An 18,450-nucleotide genomic window follows, 5' to 3' on the forward strand; every position below is an offset into this window, starting at 1 on the left:
TAGAAAGCGCCAAAGCGTGCACCGGTGAATAGCTGAAACTTCATCGCCTTCGGCAATATGCTGACGTCCGCGATTTCGTCGCTGTCGAAAAAAATGGTGGGCGCGCCAAGGTTCGAACTTGGGACCCCTGCCGTGTGAAGGCAGTGCTCTACCGCTGAGCTACGCGCCCGGACCGCTCTGGAAGGACGCGGCCTATATCGCCCGGTCCATCGAAGGTCCAGAAAGAAACTTTCGTCTGATTGAACCGCATTGGCGGGGTTTTAATTAACCGCGTCCTTCAGGCTTTTTCCAGCTTTGAATTTTGGCTGGTTCGACGCCTTGATCTGCATGGGTTCGCCGGTGCGCGGGTTGCGGCCTGTCGAGGCCTTGCGGTGAACCGTCATGAACGTACCGAAACCGACCAGCCTTACCTCGTCGCCTTTTGACAGAGCGCCTCTGATCGAATCGAAGAGGGCATCGACCGCTTTTCCGGCCTCGGCGCGTGTCAGATCCGCAGTCTCAGCGACAGCCGAAATCAGTTCCTGTTTATTCATACTTACTCCCCTTTTATCATTGCACAAGCCGGGTATGCCGGTCTCATCATGGATATAAAAACCCAGCCCTCAGGACGAGTCAAAGCAAACCGCTTAGTGCCGTACCGATGGCCCGCCATCAGCGTGTTGCGGGTCCGGCTCGGTCGCAAGCGTTTCAGGTTCAACCCATTCAATCGCTTCTAGTTCCGCCGCCAGAGCATGACCGAGCACTTCATCGACATGACTGACGGTGTGAATTTTCAGCCCGCTAAGGATATTATCGGGAATTTCCGCAAGGTCCTTTCCGTTTTCAGCCGGGATCAGCACCGTTTTGATGCCGCCGCGAAGCGCGGCGAGCAGCTTCTCTTTCAGGCCGCCAATCGGCAGCACACGGCCGCGCAGGGTGACCTCCCCCGTCATGGCAACATCCTTCCGGACAGGCATATTTGTCAGCGCCGAAATAATCGCCGTCACCATGCCGACGCCGGCGGACGGACCATCCTTCGGAGTGGCGCCTTCGGGTACATGGACGTGAATATCGCTGCGCTGGAAGATATCAGGCTTGATACCATATTCCGGCGCGCGCGCCTTGATGAAGCTGAAAGCGGCCTGGATGGATTCCTTCATGACATCGCCAAGCTTGCCGGTTGTACGGATCTGGCCTTTTCCGCGCACGATGACGGCTTCGATGGTGAGAAGTTCACCGCCGACCTCTGTCCAGGCAAGACCTGTCACGGCGCCGATCTGGTCTTCCTCCTCGCTGACACCGAAACGAAACTTCTGAACGCCGGCATAGTCGCCCAGATTGTCGGACGTGATCGTGACGTTCGTCTTGGCTTTTTCGATAATCTGCCGCAGGGATTTGCGAGCCAGACGGGCGATCTCGCGCTCGAGCGTACGAACACCTGCTTCCCGCGTATAATAGCGGATCAGGTCACGCAGCGCCGAATCCTCGACGGCAAATTCCTCATCCTTCAGACCATGTTCCTTGATCTGCTTGGGGAGCAGGTGCGACTTTGCGATTTCGATCTTCTCATCTTCGGTGTAGCCAGACAGCCGGATGATTTCCATACGGTCAAGCAGCGGCTGCGGCATATTCAGCGAATTGGCCGTGGTGACGAACATGACGTTCGACAGGTCATAATCGACTTCAAGATAGTGATCGTTGAATTTGCTGTTCTGCTCGGGGTCGAGAACCTCAAGCAGTGCCGAAGACGGATCACCGCGGAAATCCTGACCCAGCTTGTCTATCTCATCGAGCAGGAACAGCGGGTTCGCTGCCCCGGCCTTCTTCATGTTCTGCAGCACCTTACCCGGCATGGAACCGATATAGGTACGGCGGTGGCCGCGGATTTCCGCTTCGTCACGCACCCCGCCCAGCGACTGGCGGATAAATTTCCGGCCGGTCGCCCGTGCAATGGAACGGCCAAGCGACGTCTTGCCAACGCCCGGAGGGCCGACAAGGCAAAGGATCGGACCCTTGATTTTTTTTGCCCGTGTCTGCACCGCCAGATATTCAATGATCCGTTCTTTAACCTTTTCCAGACCGTAGTGATCGGCGTCGAGAATTTCCTGCGCGGACTTCAGATCCTTGCGTGTACGGCTTTTCCTGCCCCAGGGCAGACCGAGCAGCACGTCTAGATAGTTGCGCACAACGGTGGCTTCGGCTGACTGGGGCGCCATCGCCTTCAGCTTTTTGAGTTCGGCGGTCGCTTTTTCCAGCGCCTCTTTCGGCAGTCGCGCTTCGACGATCTGCTCTTCATAATTGGTGATCTCGTCACCATCTTCATCGTCGTCGCCAAGTTCGCGCTGGATCGCCTTCATCTGCTCATTGAGGTAATATTCGCGCTGCGTCTTCTCCATCTGACGCTTTACGCGCCCCTTTATCTTCTTTTCGACCTGCAGAACGCCGAGCTCACCTTCCATCAGACCGAGCACCATTTCGAGGCGCTTACCGGCGTCGGGTTCGACAAGGATCTTCTGCTTTTCCGGAATCTTCACATTAAGATTGGACGCAATCGCATCGGCAGCGCGGGCGGGGTCCTCAAGCTGCTGTACCTGAACGACGACTTCGGGCGCGATTTTCTTGTTCAGACGTACGTAATTCTCGAACTGCTCCCCGGCGGCGCGCTGCAGCGCTTCGATCTGATCGCCTTGCGCCACCACATCATCTATCGGCGTCACGTCGGCGGAGAAAAAGTCGCCTTCGCAATCGAGCGTCCCTATCCGGGCACGCTTCTGGCCTTCGACGAGCACCTTCACCGTTCCATCGGGCAGTTTCAGAAGCTGCAGCACCGTCGCGATCGTACCGACATCGTAAAGATCGTCCGCGCCGGGCTCTTCGATCGACGCGTCTTTCTGCGACAGCAGGAACACATGCTTTTCGCCTGCCATAACGGCTTCCAGCGCCCGTACAGATTTGTCCCGCCCCACGAAAAGCGGGACGATCATCTGCGGAAAGACAACAATGTCGCGCAAAGGCAGGACAGGTAAAGTCTGGCTGGTCATATCGGAAATTCTCCATATGGCACGAACACGCGCCGCTCTTGGGAAAAGATATGGGCGGTGACTTTGCGCAGCGCAAGCCAGCTGCGCCTTATGCCGCGCCGATACGACATCAACCACCCGTTCCCGCCCCCAAAGCAGGCGATATACAGAAACGGGGCAGCGCCGAATTGGCACCGCCCCGTTAACATTATCTGCCGGTCCAGAACTGAACCGATACCAATCGGGCCTACATTTCCGCGGACGGATCGGTCTCATCCGTGGCGGCGGAAGGCGAAGCGGCCTCCGCCGTTGGCGCCGCCGCGGTCCGAGGCGCCTTCTGATCCAGGTGAAGCTGCCACATTTGCGAAATGACGCCTTCGCTGCCGCCGCTCACCTTCGCAAACGCCTCGCGCGCGGCGGCATAATTGCCCATGCGCGTGTGAGCGATGCCAATGCGATTGTTGATGGCCTTTTCGTTCACGCCGCCTTTCTGGAGGGCGACTTCATAAAGGGCGATGGCTTCAGCATATTTGCCATAGCCAAGATTGGCTGTGGCGGTACTGGCGGCCAGCTTGCCGTCAGCCTCGCGCTGCGCTTCGCGCGCCAGCGACGCGAGGTCGCTCCTGTCGTCGCCGATACGTTCGTTGACGATTTGACGCAGCTCTTTGCTGACTGCCCGGTCATATGCGCGGTCACCAATAGCCTGTGATGCTTTCAGTGCGGCGTCGGCTTCTCCAAGATAGGCACTGGAGTTGGCCGCTTCGGCATAATCCATATAGTCGCTGCGCGTGGGACGACCGTTGACGTCCCCTTCCGGCACCATGGCATTGGTCGCCATCAAAAGCCGGAAGACATCAAGCTCGCCCTCGTCCGCCAGAGATGCACCGTCGCGGAACAGCACCAGCGCGCTGCGCCAGTTTTCAGCAGTCGGATAAGCTCGTACCAGTGCAACCGCCGGCTGGACGATATCCGTCTGGTTGTCGAACGCGATTTTCAAAACCTGCCGGTACCAGGTTTCATCCGCGGGCTGCCCGGAAGCCTCTGAGATCTTGATCGCCCGCTTCAGATTTTCGACAGCGCCCAGATCATCTCCGGCCTGGATCTGCATGGCCGCGACATTATAGACTGCCGTCGCGTTGTTCGGCTGCAATTCGACCAGTTCCGCAAACCGTTTCGCAGCTGTCGCCTTGTCGCCGCGCTCCAGCGCGAGACCGGCAAGCTGCTCGATAAACGTTGCGCGCTTTTCAGCCGTTACAACGCCAGACCCGGAATTCAGCATGCCCTGAATACCCCGTTCGATCATGGCGCGGTCGTCGAGTTTCAGACCAATTTGCACGTGATACTGGCTGACAAGGTAGGCTTCATCGGGCTTCTTCACCTGCGCCTCGGCCGCGGCGAGGGCGGCCTGCGCCCCTGCGATATCGCCCGCATTGTAGGTTTCCTGAAGCTGTGCGAGCTCCTTTCGGAATTTGCGCGACATGTCGAATTGATATGGCGCCTCAGCCTCTGCCTCGGCTTCCTGTGCCGCCGCGACTGTCGCAGGCAGGGTTGCCGCGCCAAGGCCGCCAAGCGCGAGTGAGAAAGCAACTGCGATTCTTGACACCATATTCATATTGTAAACTCCCGTATTTCTTTCGAATTCAGCGGGCATGATGTTCACAGCCCTTACCCCCAAATATAGGGAGGTACGCTGAACACGCCTTGAACAATGAAACGCATGGACGCGCCGTCCGTTTCATTCCCAACAGGCATTTAGCCCGCAGGAGATCAGTCATCCAGCAAGAAAACGCGAATGCGGCCGTCGATGCGACCGTAAGACAACCTCTGGAGCTTGTCCGTGAACAGGTCGATCAGATGGCGGTGGGGTTCTATCAATCGCTCCCCAATGTCATCGCAGGCCTCGTTTTCCTCTTCCTCGCCTGGCTTGTCGGCAAGCTGGTGAAGCGCACCATCGCCTATCTGGCAAGGAAACGGGGGCGGCCGGACCTTGGCACACTCGTTGGCACGCTTGTACAGGGCATTTTCATGATCGCCGCACTGCTGACGGCGGCCGCGATCATCTTTCCAAGCGTCGCGCCAAGAGACGTGCTGGCCGGGCTGGGGGTCGGCTCCGTCGCCATTGGATTTGCGTTCAAGGACATATTGCAAAACCTGTTCGCCGGTCTGCTGATCCTGATCCGGCGTCCCTATGCCAGGGGGGACCAGATCGTGGTCGATAATTTCGAGGGCACGGTGGAGCATATCGAAAGCCGCGCAACGATGCTGCGCACCTATGACGGTCGGCGGGTCATCATCCCCAATAGCGACATTTACACCAAGGCGGTCGTCGTCAACACGGCGTTCGCCCAGCGCCGAGATCAATATGATGTCGGCATCGGCTATGGTGAGGATCCGTTGTCGGTCGCGGAGCTTTTCCGCGAAGCCGTTCGCGATGTGCCCGGCGTGCTGACCGACCCCCGCCCCGAATGCTATCCATGGGAACTGGCGCCAAGCACGTTCAATCTGCGCGTCCGCTGGTGGGTATTGTCGGAGCGTAGCGACCTGACCGCGACCCGTGCACGCGTGCTCACGGCGATCTTCAAGGCTTCTCTCGATAATGACATCGACCTGCCCTACCCGACGAGCGTGTCGCTGGTGAAGGGCGACCGGCTGGACGATGCCCTGCTGGAAGCAGGGGCCGCCGCCGACGCCAATGTCCAAAAGGGCCTGCCGAAACCGGCCGAAGAGATCGACAGGACCTGAGGCCGAGCCCGCCATCGGGGGGGCCTCACTGACACCGGCCGCGACCGCAGTGTCGGCTACACACGCGCAGGGGTTCACAACTTCACGCGCGCGGCGCGGTTTCGCCCTCCGCGCATCGCACAATTTATCGCGGATCGCACCGATCAATCCGCCTCCGCCAGCGCGGATGATGATGCATCGCATATCAGGGCCAGTGGACATCCCGAAAGCCGATTGGACCTAGCCAGGCACAGCAATTTGCCGCGAATGCCGCCGCAATGCCATAACGCGTCAGCCTGTTGGGGGAATTTTCGCTGCCACGCGATACCCAGTTCGATGGCACGCTGGTGGGCGGCCTGTCATCGCTTGATTATGATTCCGTGACAAGTTCCTGTTACGCCGCCAGCGACGATCGCGGTAATGATCGTCCAGGTTCGGGGGCGCCACGTTTCTATACGCTGGACGTCGGTATCAGTGCGGGCGGCATTGATAATGTCAAGGTGAAAGGGAAGCCCACGTTCCTGCAAGCCGATGGCACAGCCTTTGCCAATGGGACGGTCGACCCCGAAGGGTTGCGGCGCAGCGCATGCGGAACCTTCTTCTGGTCCAGCGAGGGCATCCGCCAGCGGGTCGCCGGGGTGGACACGCGCCGCGATCCTTTCATCAGGGAAGCCGCTGGGGATCGGAGCTTCATTCGTGAATTCGGCGTTCCTTCCTATTACGGCACGGCGCCCGATGACAGCGGTGTACGCACCAATTTCGGCTTTGAAAGCCTGGCCCTGTCCCCCCGACGGCAGCCGGGTGTCGACGCTGAATGAGAATGCGTTGATTCAGGATGGGCCGCCCGCGACGTTCGGAACAGACGGCGTCACCCGGCTTGGCGTTTACGACACGGCAACGGGCGCTGCCATCGGCGAATATGTCTATCTTGCCGACGCGCCAGCCGAACCCTCCAATCCGCCCACCGCCACGGCCTTCACGGGCAATGTCGAGATGATGTCATTTGACGACGACAGCTATCTTGTCATGGAACGCACTTCAGCGCGCCGATCCACCGCGCCCTGTTTGATGAGACCAGCATCCTCGTCGGCCTCGCAGAAGAAGTCCCCGCCCCGGCCGCGCTCGGCCTCCTCGGGCTCGGCATCCTCATGGTGGCCGCATGGCGCCGCAAAGCAGCCTGACCGCCCCCCCCGGCGGGACACTCCGCGGCCCACGCCCGTGACGGGACCTTACACGGGGCTGGCAGCACGTCTGTTAACTGCAGTCTCGGTTTGATAAGCATCGAGGAAAGCAATCAAGGAATAGCGGAATCCAGAGAATGCAATGCATATCAGGACGGCTGTCTTTCGCGTGAGAACTTAATAGATGCTGACTTCAGGTGGGATGTCGTGATCGCGCATTCCCGGATTAAACATCATCGGCATGACAAACTCCTCAGCATCGGAAGAAGCAAACGCTGACACCATATCGCCACCGTTCAGCGGTGCTTGAATTGAGTTCGAGTTAAAGCCGACCTCGGTCTCAATGTCGCTTCGCCGCAAAGTAGTACCGTCTGGAAGGTGAATTTCGTCGACACCGCGACCAGCCAATTGATCTTTTAAAGTAATGGAGTCGCCGCTGGTCGCAGTAGAAATGATTGAAACGAGAACATCGTCCGTTCCAGCAACCTGTGTAAGCTGAATTCCGTAAAAGCTATATTCAGCGTCGATACGCAACTGGTTGGACGACGCTACTTCCGCAACCTCCTCAATAGTGTCCGCCCCATCATGCAATTCGAACCGATAGATATCGTCGCCTCTTCCTCCGCTAAGCGTATCATTGCCACCACCTCCTTCGAGCACATCATCTAGGCTCAGCACTCATTGCGGTAGCCAGAAGATGACGGTTGCTGCGATGCAGATGGCGGACATGAAGGTGTGGGCGCAGCGGTCATAGCGGGTGTGGATGCGGCGCCAGTCCTTGAGTTTGCCGAACATGTTCTCGACCTTGTGGCGCTGGCGGTAGAGGGCGGTGTCGTGCGGGATAGGCACCTTGCGGTTGGTCTTTGACGGGATGCAGGCAGCGATGCCACGCTCGGCCAAGGCATGGCGGAACCAGTCGGCATCGTAGCCCCTATCCGCCAGCAACGCCTTGGCTCTGGGGAACGCATCGATCATCAGCGCGGCGCCCTTGTAGTCGCTCATCTGCCCTTCGCTGAGCAGCATGATCAACGGGCGGCCCTTACCGTCGCAGACCGCATGCAGCTTGGAGTTCAGCCCGCCTTTGGTGCGCCCGATACGTCTGGGTAGAGCCCCTTTTTCAAGAGGCTCGCCGCTGTCCGGTGCGCCTTCAGGTGGGTGGCGTCGATCATCAGCTGGTCGGGTTTCCCGCCCTTGGCGGCGAGTTCGGCGAAGATGCGGTTGAACACGCCCAGGCGGCTCCAGCGGATGAACCGGTTGTAGATCGTCTTGTGCGGGCCGTAGGCGGCCGGCGCATCGCGCCAGCGCAGCCCATTCCTGATCACGAAGATGATCCCGCTCACGATCCGCCGATCATCGACCCGTGGGATCCCATGCGACAGTGGGAAATAGGGCTCGATCCGGCCCATCTGCGCCTCGCTCAACAACCACAACTCGGACATCGGCAGAACCTCCTTGGTGCCGATGTTGAATCAACCGATTGCCTAAAGTGCAAGCGATTTAATGGGTCCTGAGCCTAGTTATGCCTTCATCCTGTGACGAACATCCAAGTAAAAATATAAAAAGAATTTTCATTGTAAACGTGTAGGAGGTTTTTATGTTGACTGAAAGCAAGAGTGCCTCCCGCCCTAAAATTTTAAGTTAACAGTATTTAGGCGCGCCCCATCAACCGCAACCCACCCAGCCGAATTGATATAGAATGCAGACATCCACGATTGGAAATTGTGATGTATGCTTTCTATAAATAGCATTCAATCATGAGGTAACGACCCGAAATATCTACATAATCGGATATTTTTGTGTGGACTCTCTCGCCTGTTGAATTTTTTATTTTGTTTGTGAAATTAACGACTTTTCCTTTGCCTCAGAAGCCAGGGATGATGAAAATTGGAGGCATCACCTCTTCACACACCTGGAAACGAATAACTTTCAAACTGCTGCCTTAACGTCGTTTTCTGAATTTTTCCCGTCGCCGTATGGGGAATTTCATCGACGAATTGCACGTCATCCGGCATCCACCATTTGGCGATGCGGCCCTCCAGATGCGCCAGCACGCTTTCCTTCGTCGGCGACGCACCCGGCTTTGCGACGATCACCAGCAGGGGCCGTTCGTCCCATTTGGGATGCGGCAGGCCGATCACCGCCGCCTCGGCGACACCTTCGGCTCCGACCGCTTCATTTTCCAGTTCGATGGAGGAAATCCATTCGCCGCCTGACTTGATCACGTCCTTGGCCCGGTCTGTGATCTGCATATATCCATGTTTGTCGATGGTCGCGACATCGCCGGTATCGAACCAGCCCTCGGCGTCCAGGATATGGCCGCCATCGCCGCCATAATATTCGCCGACGCACCATGGCCCCCGCACCATCAGATGGCCGAACGCCTCGCCGTCACGGGGCAGGTCCTCGCCCTCGTCATCGGTGATTTTCAACTCCACACCGAATACCGCGCGGCCCTGCTTGGTCTTGATGTCGAACTGCTCTTCCAGCGGCAGCTCCGCGGCCTCAGCCGATAGCGCGCCCAGCGTGCCGAGCGGCGACATTTCGGTCATGCCCCACGCATGGATCACATCGACGTCGTATTTGACCTTGAATTCCTTGATCATGCTGCGCGGCACGGCGCTGCCGCCAATGACCACCCGGTCCAGCTTGCCAAGGTCGGCCTTCTCCGCCTCCAGATGCTGCAGCATGCCCAGCCACACGGTCGGCACCGCCGCCGTGAAGGTCGTACCTTCCTTCATCAGCAGCTTGTGCAGCGTCGGCGCATCGAAATGCGGTCCGCCCATGACCATCTTCGCGCCCACCGCGGCGCAGCTATAAGGAAGGCCCCAGGCGTTCGCGTGGTACATCGGCACCACCGGCAGGATGACGTCTTCCGATCCGATGCCCATGGCATCCTTGCCCAGCCCGCCCAGCGTATGCAGCACGTTCGACCGGTGCGTATAAAGCACGCCCTTGGGATTGCCCGTCGTCCCGCTGGTATAGCACAGGCCCGAGGGTGTATTCTCGTCAACTTCCGCCCAGCGAAAATTGCCGTCGACGCCCGCCACCATCTCTTCATAGCAGACGAAGTCCACCGACGCGCCAGCCGGCATGTGCGCCCGGTCCGTCATCAGCACGAAATGCTCGACGCTGGTCAGCTGCGGCGCGATTTTCTCGACCATCTCAATGAACGTCAGGTCCAGGAACAGCACGCGGTCGGCTGCATGATTGATGATGTAGATGATCTGCTCTTCGAACAGGCGCGGGTTCACAGTATGCGCAACCGCGCCCATGCCGCTGACCCCGTACCAGCATTCTATGTGCCGGTGCGTATTCCATGCCAGCGTCGCTGCGCGGTCGCCCGGCTGCATGCCCATATTGGTCAGCGCCTGCGCAACGCGTTTCGACCGGTCGTGGACCTCGGCCCAGTTGGAACGGTGTTCCGTCCCCTCGCAAGTCAGCGACACGATTTCCCGTGTGCCGTGATTCAGTGCCGCATGATCGATCAGTTTCCAGACCAGCAGCGGCCAGTCCTGCATTCCGCCCAGCATATTCAACTCCCCGGTAAAATCCACATCTCCGGTGCTAGGCGATGGACCGCCCGCCGGTCAACGCGCGGAATCGACTGTGGCGGCGTGAAACGAGATCCCTTGACAAGCTGGAACATCGGTGGAACATTGATTGAACAAACAGGGGATTAATTATGTACCAGCTTGTTTCGATCGCCAGTGTCTCCGCACTCGCCCTGACGATTTTCGGTATTGCCGCCATGCTGTGGAACATGCGCACGCGGATCATCGACGCGTTTACGCCGGTGGCTTCGGTTCCGGCTTTTGGGACACAGGATGTATTGGTTCAGCGTCCGCAGTCCCGCCGCCTGACTCCGCCGTCTGCGTCTTGTCGCCCTGCGTTTCGTTTGCCAGCGCGTCCGGCCGTGCTTCGGATATCGGTGGCTCAGACACGGCTTCGCGCCGCTTAGCCCTCGCATAGGCGCGGATGCTGAACGGGATGGTCGCCGCATAGCCCAGCGAAATTATGGACAGCGTCATGAAGGGCGCCGACAGCAGCGCACCCAGAAGCATGGCAATTGCCACGAGGGCGAACAGCCTCAGCCCGCGCGGAATGTTCACCGATTTCCAGCTGTAGGTGGGCAGGTTCGATACCATCAGGAACGCCGACATCGCCGTGACAATGGCCGTAAAGCCAGCGCCGATCGCCGGATAATTTACATCGGTGGGCTCCAGCCAGTAGAACAGGAACATCGGCGACAGGGTCAGTCCTGCTCCCACCGGGGCAGGAACACCGGTCAGGAATCCGGCCTTTTTGTGCGGCTGGTCATCGACATCCAGCTGCGCATTGAAGCGGGCAAGCCTCAGCGCAGCGCACACCGCATGCGCCAGCGCCACGATCCAGCCAAATGCCGGTAATTCCTGCAGGATCCAGAAATAGATGATGAGAGCGGGCGCAACGCCAAAGGCGGCGTTATCGGACAGCGAATCAAGCTCCGCGCCGAATCGCGTCGACCCTTTCAGCATGCGGGCGATGCGGCCATCCATGACGTCCAGCACACCCGCCAGGAAGATCGCCAGCAACGCCTTTTCAAACTCGCCAGTGATCGCGAATCGGACTGCCGTCAGCCCCGAACATAGTGCCGCAAGCGTAATCGCATTGGGGATCAACGCGCGGATCGGCAGCACACGCGTCACGGTGCGCAGGCCGCGCGTCTCCTCATCGGCCCTGTCGACCTTCAATTGACGATGCCAACGGGCGCTGTGCCGCCTTTCGTCGCCAGAACGGTTTCACCGGCCACCGCGCGCTGGCCAACGGCGACCGCGGGGGCATATCCCTCCGGCAGGAAGACATCGACGCGGCTTCCGAAACGAATAAGTCCAATACGTTCGCCAACGCCAACGCCCTGTCCTTCACGGACGAACTTGACGATCCGGCGCGCCACCAGCCCGGCAATCTGCGTCATCCCGACACGCGTGCCGTCATCCTTCTCGATCACGAAATACTGCCGCTCATTGTCTTCAGAGGCCTTGTCCATCTCGGCGTTCACGAATTTGCCGGGCACATAGACGATGCGGCTGATCTTGCCCGCGACTGGCGCGCGGTTCACATGCACGTCGAACACATTCATGAAGACGCTGACCCTGGTATAGCTCGCCTGCTCCAACAGGCCATTCGCGGCCAGTTGCCGCGGCGCAGGCACTGTGACGATGTGCGAGATCATCCCGTCGGCTGGCGATACGATCAGATCGTCGCCGATCGGGGTGACGCGCTTGGGATCGCGAAAAAATGCCCAGACCCAGACAGTGACGCCTGCCATCAGCCAGCCGAGAATTTCCCAGTCGACAATGAACCAGAGTGCCAGCGTAATAGCCGCCGCGATGATGACGAACTTCGTACCTTCGGGGTGCATTTTGGGAAATTCGTATTTCGCCGACTGCAGATCGCTTTCCGGTGGTACGTCGGCCACGATATCGCCCTCAAGCGGCGCGGCCGCCGCGGCAGGTGGGGGCGACTTAGCCGCCTTGACCTTCGGCGTCTTTGGCGCCGCGGCACCGGACACGCCGCTCGCATCGGCCACAGATTTCGCGGAGGTGTCCGCCTTCGGTTCTTTAGGGGGTGTTTCGTCTACCATGCGCCTGTCATAGCAGGGGAGGACAGTGCGCGGCAATCTCCCTCGCCACATCATGCGCTTTTCCTGCGTATTATATGTCGCAGACGTTGATTCCTGACTGCCCCCGGCATAGGGCGGAGCGAAACTCACACAAATTCGAACAGGAGCCTCCTCCCCATGGCGAAGATCAAGGTCAAAAACCCTATCGTCGAACTCGACGGCGACGAGATGACCCGGATCATTTGGCAATGGATTCGGGAGCGTCTGATCCTTCCCTATCTCGACGTCGACCTGAAATATTACGATCTTTCCATTGAGAAACGCGACGAAACCGATGACAGGATCACGGTCGACGCGGCGAACGCGATCCGCGAACACGGCGTCGGCGTCAAATGTGCCACGATTACGCCTGATGAGGATCGCGTCGAGGAATTCGGCCTGAAGAAAATGTGGAAGTCGCCCAATGGGACGATCCGCAACATTCTGGGCGGTGTCGTCTTTCGCGAGCCTATCGTCATCAAGTCCGTCCCGCGCCTCGTGCCCGGCTGGACCGATCCGATTGTCATCGGTCGTCACGCGTTTGGCGACCAGTACCGCGCGACGGACATGTATATTCCCGGGCCGGGCAAGCTCACCATGACATTCGATGGCGAGGACGGCGAAAGCTTCACGCACGAGATTTTCCAGTTCCCGTCGGCGGGCGTCGCCATGGGCATGTACAATCTCGACGATTCAATCCGCGATTTCGCGCGCGCCTGTCTGAACTACGGCCTGATGCGGAAATGGCCGGTATATCTGTCGACGAAAAACACCATCATGAAAACCTATGATGGCCGCTTCAAGGATCTGTTCGAGGAAATTTACCAAAAGGATTTCAAGGCGCAGTTTGAAAAAGCCGGCATCCATTACGAACACCGCCTGATTGACGACATGGTCGCGGCGGCAATGAAATGGAGCGGCAAATTCGTCTGGGCCTGCAAGAACTATGACGGCGATGTGCAGTCCGATACGGTTGCACAGGGCTTCGGTTCGCTTGGCCTGATGACGTCCGTCCTGATGACCCCCGATGGCAACACGGTCGAGGCAGAAGCGGCGCACGGCACCGTGACGCGTCATTATCGCATGCACGAGCAGGGCAAGGCGACGTCCACGAACCCGATTGCCTCCATCTTCGCATGGACCGGCGGCCTCAAGCATCGGGGCAAGATCGATGAGACGCCGGACGTCACGAAATTCGCGGAGACGCTGGAGCGGGTCTGTGTCGAAACCGTCGAAGGCGGCGAGATGACCAAGGATCTCGCGATCCTGATTGGTCCGGAACAGAACTGGCTGACGACCGAGCAATTCTTCGAGGCCATCGTCCGCAATCTTGAAAAGGCGATGTCCTGACGGGTGGACCTGGCCAGGCCCGCGTCGCTCAACAGGCTGGCGCTGCAAGGTTCCAAAGCACCGGACTGGCCATGGGCGCCGCAGCGCCGCCCTCAGCGGATATCTGTGCCTTCGAAATTGACCGGTGAAACGCAATCATCGGCCTGCCGAAGCCGGGCATCGCAAAGGATACGCAGCTTCGGCGGGCCGAGCGCAGCACTATTCTTTAGGGGAAGCCGGGGCGTCCGCCATCAGCATGGTCATCATCTCCATGCCGGCATCTCCAAACCACTGACCACCGCTACCGGTCAGCAGCACAATGCCAACGTCCTGCTGCGGCGCGAAGGCGTAGAATGAGGCAAAGCCATCGGCGTCACCATCATGCAGATAGATTTTGCCAGCCGGATGACCGACCTCGATGATCCCGGTGCCGAACCGTACATTTTCGGCTGGACCGGTCGCGGTGACTTCCGACAGCACAAGATCCGAAGCCGCCGCCTTGTCTGCATGGTTGCGATAGGCCTCAAGCTGTTTGACCTGTAATTTGGCAAGGTCGCGTGCCGACGCGTACACCGCGCTTGCCGGCGTTCCCATGCCCATCACCGATGCCTGGGTCGCAACCTGCTTATCGTTTTTTCGATAGGGCGTTGCCAGACGGTTCTCCTGATCCCCGCTAAGGACGACGCCTGTGTCCTGCATGCCATATCGCGCAGCGACACGGTTCTGAAGCAGGGCCGCATATGGCTGACCGGAAACCACCTCGTCGACCAGGCCGACAATGGCATAGCCGCAATTGGAATAGCTGAATTCAGAAGGTGCCCCGTCCGGCGCCGGCAGTTTTCTAATGTCGCTAATCAACGCGTCACGCGAATATCCATCAAACCACGGTTCGCCGTCGACACGCTTGGCGTATAGGGAACATGCCTCGTTCGGAATATCGGCGTGGTGATGCAAAAGCTTCGCCATGGTCAGACCGGCAAGTCCCTCACCCCCATCACGGCCCAGCACGGGCGCCAGATAGGTCGTCAGGGGGGCGTCGAGGTCGATCAGGCCATCACGACGGAGGCTGTTGGTGATAACACCCGTCAGCAGCTTCGAGAGGGACGCGATCTGATAAATGGTATTCTCGTCCACAGGCGCATCCTGGCCTCGCCTTTTGGCACCATAAGATAGATATTCGATGTTTCCGCCGGGGCGGACGACCGCAACGGACAATGAGGGAATATTCTCGTCGCGGACCAAGGTGGCAAGGCGGCTGTCCATGGATTGGAGTAACTCATCAGACGCCTGTTCCATCTGTCCCTCATTGCTTGCATCGACCGCTTCCACAGCATCGGGCTGAGCGGCGCAAGCCGCTGTCATGGCAAATATCACGGCTGCCGAACTTAATTGAAAAACCTTCATAAACACTGCTCCTTCTGACGCGGTGTATTGCATGCGCAATACAGTTTCACAAGGGCATGTTTTTCCCTCGTTCCTGGTTCCGCATCTGCGCCGACGACACCGCAGCCGGCTTAAGTCCGGTGACCGCTCGCCCGCGGGGTTCCCGATCACCACGCGCCTTGTGAAAACATCGCGACGCAAACCGTGTGCGATGCCGCGTTAACGGCATATTGTTTTGGCCAGATACCCGGCCTTGTCCCGGATTCCCGGCGGGTCACGAAAAGAAAACGCCTGACGCCCGGAGCGCGTTGCGCCTATACCCTCCCAATGGCAGCCGATTCCCTAGATTCCGCAGGCTTCCGCGATGCGCTCGTTATCCTGGGTGCCGCGGGGCTGGTGATCCCCGCCTTTGCGCGCGCGAAGGTCAATCCTGTTATCGGCTTCATTCTCGTCGGGCTGCTGCTTGGCCCGTCCGGGCTTGGCCAGCTGGAACCATATTTCGACCCTCTGCGATATTTCACGATTTCAGACCGGGACGTCATTGCGCCCTTTGCCGAATTCGGGATCATCCTGCTGCTGTTCGGCATAGGCCTTGAGCTAAGCCTGAAGCGCCTGTGGGAGCTTCGGAAACTTGTGTTTCTGCTGGGCACGGCAGAGGTCATCGTGGGCGCCGGGGTGATTGGCATGACGCTGCGCCTGCTCGGCTATGACATTATTCCCGCGGTGACGCTGGGCCTTGCGCTGGCGCTGTCCTCGACCGCGCTGGTGCTGCCGATGACCGGCACGAAAAGCCCTGTCGGCCGTGCGGCCTTCTCCATGCTGCTGTTCGAGGATGTCGCCCTCGTGCCGATTGTGTTCGGCATCGGCATCCTAAGTCCGGCGATGAGCGGCAATGCCGTCGGGGGCCTGATGTCCGCGGTCATCACCGGCGGCGTGACCGTTGCCGTCATCTGGATCGCCGGACGTTTCATCCTGCCGCGGCTATTTCACCAGGCGGCACTCACCAAGCGCCCGGAACTGTTCCTCGCCGCGACGCTTGTCGTGGTCATGGCTGCCAGCCTGGCGACCAGCGTAACGGGTATCGGCGCCATCATGGGCGCGCTGGTGGCAGGGCTTATTATCGCCGAGACCGAATATCGAGAGCAGGTTGAAGTGCTGATGGAGCCATTCAAGAATCTGGCTCTGGGCATCTTTCTCATCACCATCGGCATGAGCGTGTCGTTTGACTTTGCGTGGACGGACTGGCTCCTTATCCTTGCCGCCGTCGTCCTGATTATCGCACTAAAGGCGCTGGTGACCGGGTCTCTCCTGCGCCTTGGCGGCGCGCCGAAGGGCGTCGCGGCAAACACGGGCATCCTGATGGCGTCACCATCGGAAACGACCTTGATTGTGCTTGCCGCCATTGCGGCGGCTGAGATCATCGACGCCGAAACGGCGGCGTTCTGGCAGATCGTCACCGCGATCGGACTGACCGCGACGCCGTTTCTGGCGCGTCTGGGCCGCGACACGGAAAAACAGCTTAGAAACGATGAGGATGTGACGCCAAGCGTTCTTGCATCGGACCCGGACCACCCCCGGACGATCATCGCCGGCTATGGCCGGGTGGGCACTCTGATCGCGGAGATGCTGACGATTCACGAGCAGGACTTCGCCGTCGTCGACGCGAATATTGAAATCGTGCGCAATGCCCGGTCCAAGGGCATCAAGACGGTGTTCGGCGACCTCGAACAGCATGAAATCCTTGAAATGATGGGCCTTGATACCGCCCGCGCGCTGGTGCTGACCATGGACGACCCGGTTCAGGTGGTGAAAACGACGCGCGCCGTTCGCGCCGAATATCCGGACCTCTGCATTGTGGCGCGTGCCCGCGATAGTGCGCACGCCGCGGAACTTTACCGTGCCGGTGCGACCGATGCCGTACCAGAAACACTCGAAAGCTCCTTGCAGCTGGCAGAGGCGGTGCTGGTCGACATTGGCCGTCCGATGGGCCCGGTTATCGCCAGCATCCACGATATTCGGGAGCGGGAGCGGGAGCGGATCAAGGCGCTTGTTCCGGGCATGGAAAAGCACCCGTTAAAGGCCGCCAGCCGGATCAGCACCGTTGCGGGCGCGCCAGCGGACGACAGAAATCAGGCTTAGCGATTCATCATTTGACATCTGCACACAAATAATTTCATAACACAGTATATATCACGTTATGGAATTACTTATGCCGACCACTGACCTTCTTCGTGACAATGAGTATCTGTTCCTTGGCAGCCGCCTGAAACGGCTTGCTGAACGTATGCAGGCTGATGTTGTCAGGATCGCCGAGGCTGCGGGACTGCCCCTACAGCCCAGCCAGTACCCTGTCCTCGCGGCAATCGACCGCCACGGGCCGCAGACGGTCGGTACCTTGTCGGCCGCGCTGGGGCTAAGTCAGCCAGCGATCACCCGCATCGTGTCAAAGCTGGTCAAGATGGACGTCCTGAAGCGCGAACGCGGCGCCGACCGGCGGCAGGTCACGGTCTCACTCACCGCCGACGGCGAAAAAATGCTGGAGCAGTCGAAACTTGCGGTCTGGCCGCCCATTGAGCAGGCCGTGCGTGTCCTTCTGGATGATCTGCCCGGCGCGTTTTTAACCGACATCAGGTCGATTGAGGACCGACTGACGGAAAAATCGCTTGAGCTCCGCTCACGCGAGATTGCGTTTCACGGCCTTTCGGTCCGCGCCTATGACGCGGCTAATGCACGTCTTTTCCGCGAGATCAACGCGGAATGGATCAGGGACATGTACTCGCTGGAACAGCCGGACCAGGATGTTCTGGACGATCCGGATGGGAAAATCATAGATCCGGGCGGTGACATCCTGTTCGCGGAGGCGGAGGGGCTTGGCATTATCGGCACCTGCGCGCTGCGGAAGACGGGAGAAGACCAGTATGAACTGACGAAAATGGGCGTGCTGCAGAAGGCACGCGGGCGAAAGGCTGGCGAGTTTCTCCTGAAGGCCGCCATCGAGCGCGCGCGGGATATGGGCGCGCAGCGATTATACCTGCTGACCAACAAAAAATCAGCCGCCGCCATCCACCTCTACGAGAAGTTCGGGTTCCGGCACGATACCGAAATTATGGAGGAATTCGGCAAAACCTATCAGCGCTGCGATGTCGCCATGCTCTATTGCGGCGACCTTGCGGAGACCGCCGACGAAAACAGCTGA

15 protein-coding genes and 1 tRNA gene are annotated in these 18,450 nt (G+C 59.2%); 6 read left to right on the forward strand and 10 right to left on the reverse strand.

Annotation, left to right across the window (positions count from 1 at the left end; translation table 11 throughout):
• Positions 1-94 precede the first annotated feature (94 nt).
• The 4 genes from KCG44_RS09735 to KCG44_RS09750 all read right to left on the reverse strand — a co-directional run bounded on the left by KCG44_RS09735 (position 95) and on the right by KCG44_RS09750 (position 4,611).
• A tRNA-Val gene (locus KCG44_RS09735) sits at positions 95-169 on the reverse strand.
• A 91-nt stretch (positions 170-260) separates the two neighbouring features.
• Entirely contained in the window at positions 261-533 is a 273-nt protein-coding gene (locus KCG44_RS09740) for an HU family DNA-binding protein (RefSeq protein ID WP_218445896.1), read from the reverse strand.
• 93 nt (positions 534-626) lie between these two features.
• Positions 627-3,020: an endopeptidase La gene (lon, locus tag KCG44_RS09745; protein ID WP_218445897.1), complete on the reverse strand. Its 2,394-nt coding sequence runs from the start codon at positions 3,018-3,020 to the stop codon at positions 627-629.
• A gap of 226 nt (positions 3,021-3,246) precedes the next feature.
• A complete protein-coding gene (locus tag KCG44_RS09750; RefSeq protein ID WP_218445898.1) occupies positions 3,247-4,611 on the reverse strand; it encodes a tetratricopeptide repeat protein in 1,365 nt (454 codons plus the stop codon).
• Between the two features lie 242 nt (positions 4,612-4,853).
• Between KCG44_RS09750 and KCG44_RS09755 the strand changes: the two genes are divergently transcribed.
• The 3 genes from KCG44_RS09755 (at position 4,854) to KCG44_RS14635 (ending at position 6,995) form a co-directional block, all read left to right on the forward strand.
• Positions 4,854-5,741 carry a mechanosensitive ion channel family protein gene (locus KCG44_RS09755; protein WP_218445899.1) on the forward strand — a complete coding sequence of 296 codons (888 nt, stop codon included), beginning with the start codon at positions 4,854-4,856 and terminating at the stop codon, positions 5,739-5,741.
• 278 nt (positions 5,742-6,019) lie between these two features.
• Positions 6,020-6,538, forward strand: a complete 519-nt coding sequence (locus KCG44_RS09760; RefSeq protein ID WP_218445900.1) for an esterase-like activity of phytase family protein — start codon at positions 6,020-6,022, stop codon at positions 6,536-6,538.
• The gene (locus KCG44_RS14635) at positions 6,522-6,995 is read left to right on the forward strand and encodes an esterase-like activity of phytase family protein (RefSeq protein ID WP_218445901.1); all 474 of its coding nucleotides are present in this window, start codon (positions 6,522-6,524) and stop codon (positions 6,993-6,995) included. Before KCG44_RS09760 ends, KCG44_RS14635 begins: the two co-directional genes overlap by 17 nt.
• A gap of 83 nt (positions 6,996-7,078) precedes the next feature.
• On the opposite strand, the gene KCG44_RS09770 is transcribed toward KCG44_RS14635, so the two are convergent.
• The 5 genes from KCG44_RS09770 to KCG44_RS09790 all read right to left on the reverse strand — a co-directional run bounded on the left by KCG44_RS09770 (position 7,079) and on the right by KCG44_RS09790 (position 12,524).
• Positions 7,079-7,579, reverse strand: coding sequence for a hypothetical protein (locus KCG44_RS09770; protein ID WP_218446300.1), 501 nt, complete (start codon positions 7,577-7,579; stop codon positions 7,079-7,081).
• Positions 7,580-8,340, reverse strand: a protein-coding gene (locus KCG44_RS09775) for an IS5 family transposase (protein ID WP_218445902.1) whose coding sequence is annotated in 2 segments (ribosomal slippage) — positions 7,580-8,007 and positions 8,007-8,340 — 762 coding nt in all. Because the reading frame shifts where the segments join, the coding sequence is not laid out codon by codon here. It abuts the gene before it with no gap.
• Positions 8,341-8,802: 462 nt separating this feature from the next.
• On the reverse strand, positions 8,803-10,431 hold the full coding sequence (locus KCG44_RS09780; protein WP_218445903.1) for a long-chain-fatty-acid--CoA ligase: 1,629 nt from the start codon (positions 10,429-10,431) through the stop codon (positions 8,803-8,805).
• Positions 10,432-10,686: 255 nt separating this feature from the next.
• Entirely contained in the window at positions 10,687-11,631 is a 945-nt protein-coding gene (locus KCG44_RS09785; RefSeq protein ID WP_255536468.1) for a CDP-alcohol phosphatidyltransferase family protein, read from the reverse strand.
• Positions 11,628-12,524 (reverse strand): phosphatidylserine decarboxylase, encoded by an 897-nt coding sequence (locus KCG44_RS09790; RefSeq protein WP_218445904.1) that lies wholly within the window; start codon positions 12,522-12,524, stop codon positions 11,628-11,630. The genes KCG44_RS09785 and KCG44_RS09790 overlap by 4 nt, the downstream gene beginning before the upstream one ends.
• Positions 12,525-12,680: 156 nt before the next feature.
• Between KCG44_RS09790 and KCG44_RS09795 the strand changes: the two genes are divergently transcribed.
• The gene (locus tag KCG44_RS09795) at positions 12,681-13,892 is read left to right on the forward strand and encodes an NADP-dependent isocitrate dehydrogenase (RefSeq protein ID WP_218445905.1); all 1,212 of its coding nucleotides are present in this window, start codon (positions 12,681-12,683) and stop codon (positions 13,890-13,892) included.
• Positions 13,893-14,090: 198 nt separating this feature from the next.
• Here KCG44_RS09795 and KCG44_RS09800 read toward each other — a convergent pair whose 3' ends face one another.
• The gene (locus tag KCG44_RS09800) at positions 14,091-15,275 is read right to left on the reverse strand and encodes a serine hydrolase domain-containing protein (protein WP_218445906.1); all 1,185 of its coding nucleotides are present in this window, start codon (positions 15,273-15,275) and stop codon (positions 14,091-14,093) included.
• Positions 15,276-15,581: 306 nt separating this feature from the next.
• Here KCG44_RS09800 and KCG44_RS09805 point away from each other — a divergent pair, with 306 nt between their 5' ends.
• Together KCG44_RS09805 and KCG44_RS09810 are read left to right on the forward strand one after the other, a co-directional pair.
• On the forward strand, positions 15,582-17,393 hold the full coding sequence (locus KCG44_RS09805) for a cation:proton antiporter domain-containing protein (protein ID WP_218445907.1): 1,812 nt from the start codon (positions 15,582-15,584) through the stop codon (positions 17,391-17,393).
• Positions 17,394-17,463: 70 nt separating this feature from the next.
• Positions 17,464-18,450 carry a bifunctional helix-turn-helix transcriptional regulator/GNAT family N-acetyltransferase gene (locus KCG44_RS09810; protein ID WP_218445908.1) on the forward strand — a complete coding sequence of 329 codons (987 nt, stop codon included), beginning with the start codon at positions 17,464-17,466 and terminating at the stop codon, positions 18,448-18,450.

It is taken from the genome of Pacificimonas pallii, assembly GCF_019204005.1.
In the GTDB taxonomy this organism is placed as follows: domain Bacteria; phylum Pseudomonadota; class Alphaproteobacteria; order Sphingomonadales; family Sphingomonadaceae; genus Pacificimonas; species Pacificimonas pallii.

Bases quoted from the DNA above. Each gene is read 5' to 3' on its own strand.
- KCG44_RS09740 (WP_218445896.1), bottom strand. From the start codon at position 533: ATGAATAAACAGGAACTGATTTCGGCTGTCGCTGAGACTGCGGATCTG.
- lon (WP_218445897.1), bottom strand. From the start codon at position 3,020: ATGACCAGCCAGACTTTACCTGTCCTGCCTTTGCGCGACATTGTTGTC.
- KCG44_RS09750 (WP_218445898.1), bottom strand. From the start codon at position 4,611: ATGAATATGGTGTCAAGAATCGCAGTTGCTTTCTCACTCGCGCTTGGC.
- KCG44_RS09755 (WP_218445899.1), top strand. From the start codon at position 4,854: ATGGCGGTGGGGTTCTATCAATCGCTCCCCAATGTCATCGCAGGCCTC.
- KCG44_RS09780 (WP_218445903.1), bottom strand. From the start codon at position 10,431: ATGCTGGGCGGAATGCAGGACTGGCCGCTGCTGGTCTGGAAACTGATC.
- KCG44_RS09790 (WP_218445904.1), bottom strand. From the start codon at position 12,524: ATGGTAGACGAAACACCCCCTAAAGAACCGAAGGCGGACACCTCCGCG.
- KCG44_RS09795 (WP_218445905.1), top strand. From the start codon at position 12,681: ATGGCGAAGATCAAGGTCAAAAACCCTATCGTCGAACTCGACGGCGAC.
- KCG44_RS09800 (WP_218445906.1), bottom strand. From the start codon at position 15,275: ATGAAGGTTTTTCAATTAAGTTCGGCAGCCGTGATATTTGCCATGACA.
- KCG44_RS09805 (WP_218445907.1), top strand. From the start codon at position 15,582: ATGGCAGCCGATTCCCTAGATTCCGCAGGCTTCCGCGATGCGCTCGTT.
- KCG44_RS09810 (WP_218445908.1), top strand. From the start codon at position 17,464: ATGCCGACCACTGACCTTCTTCGTGACAATGAGTATCTGTTCCTTGGC.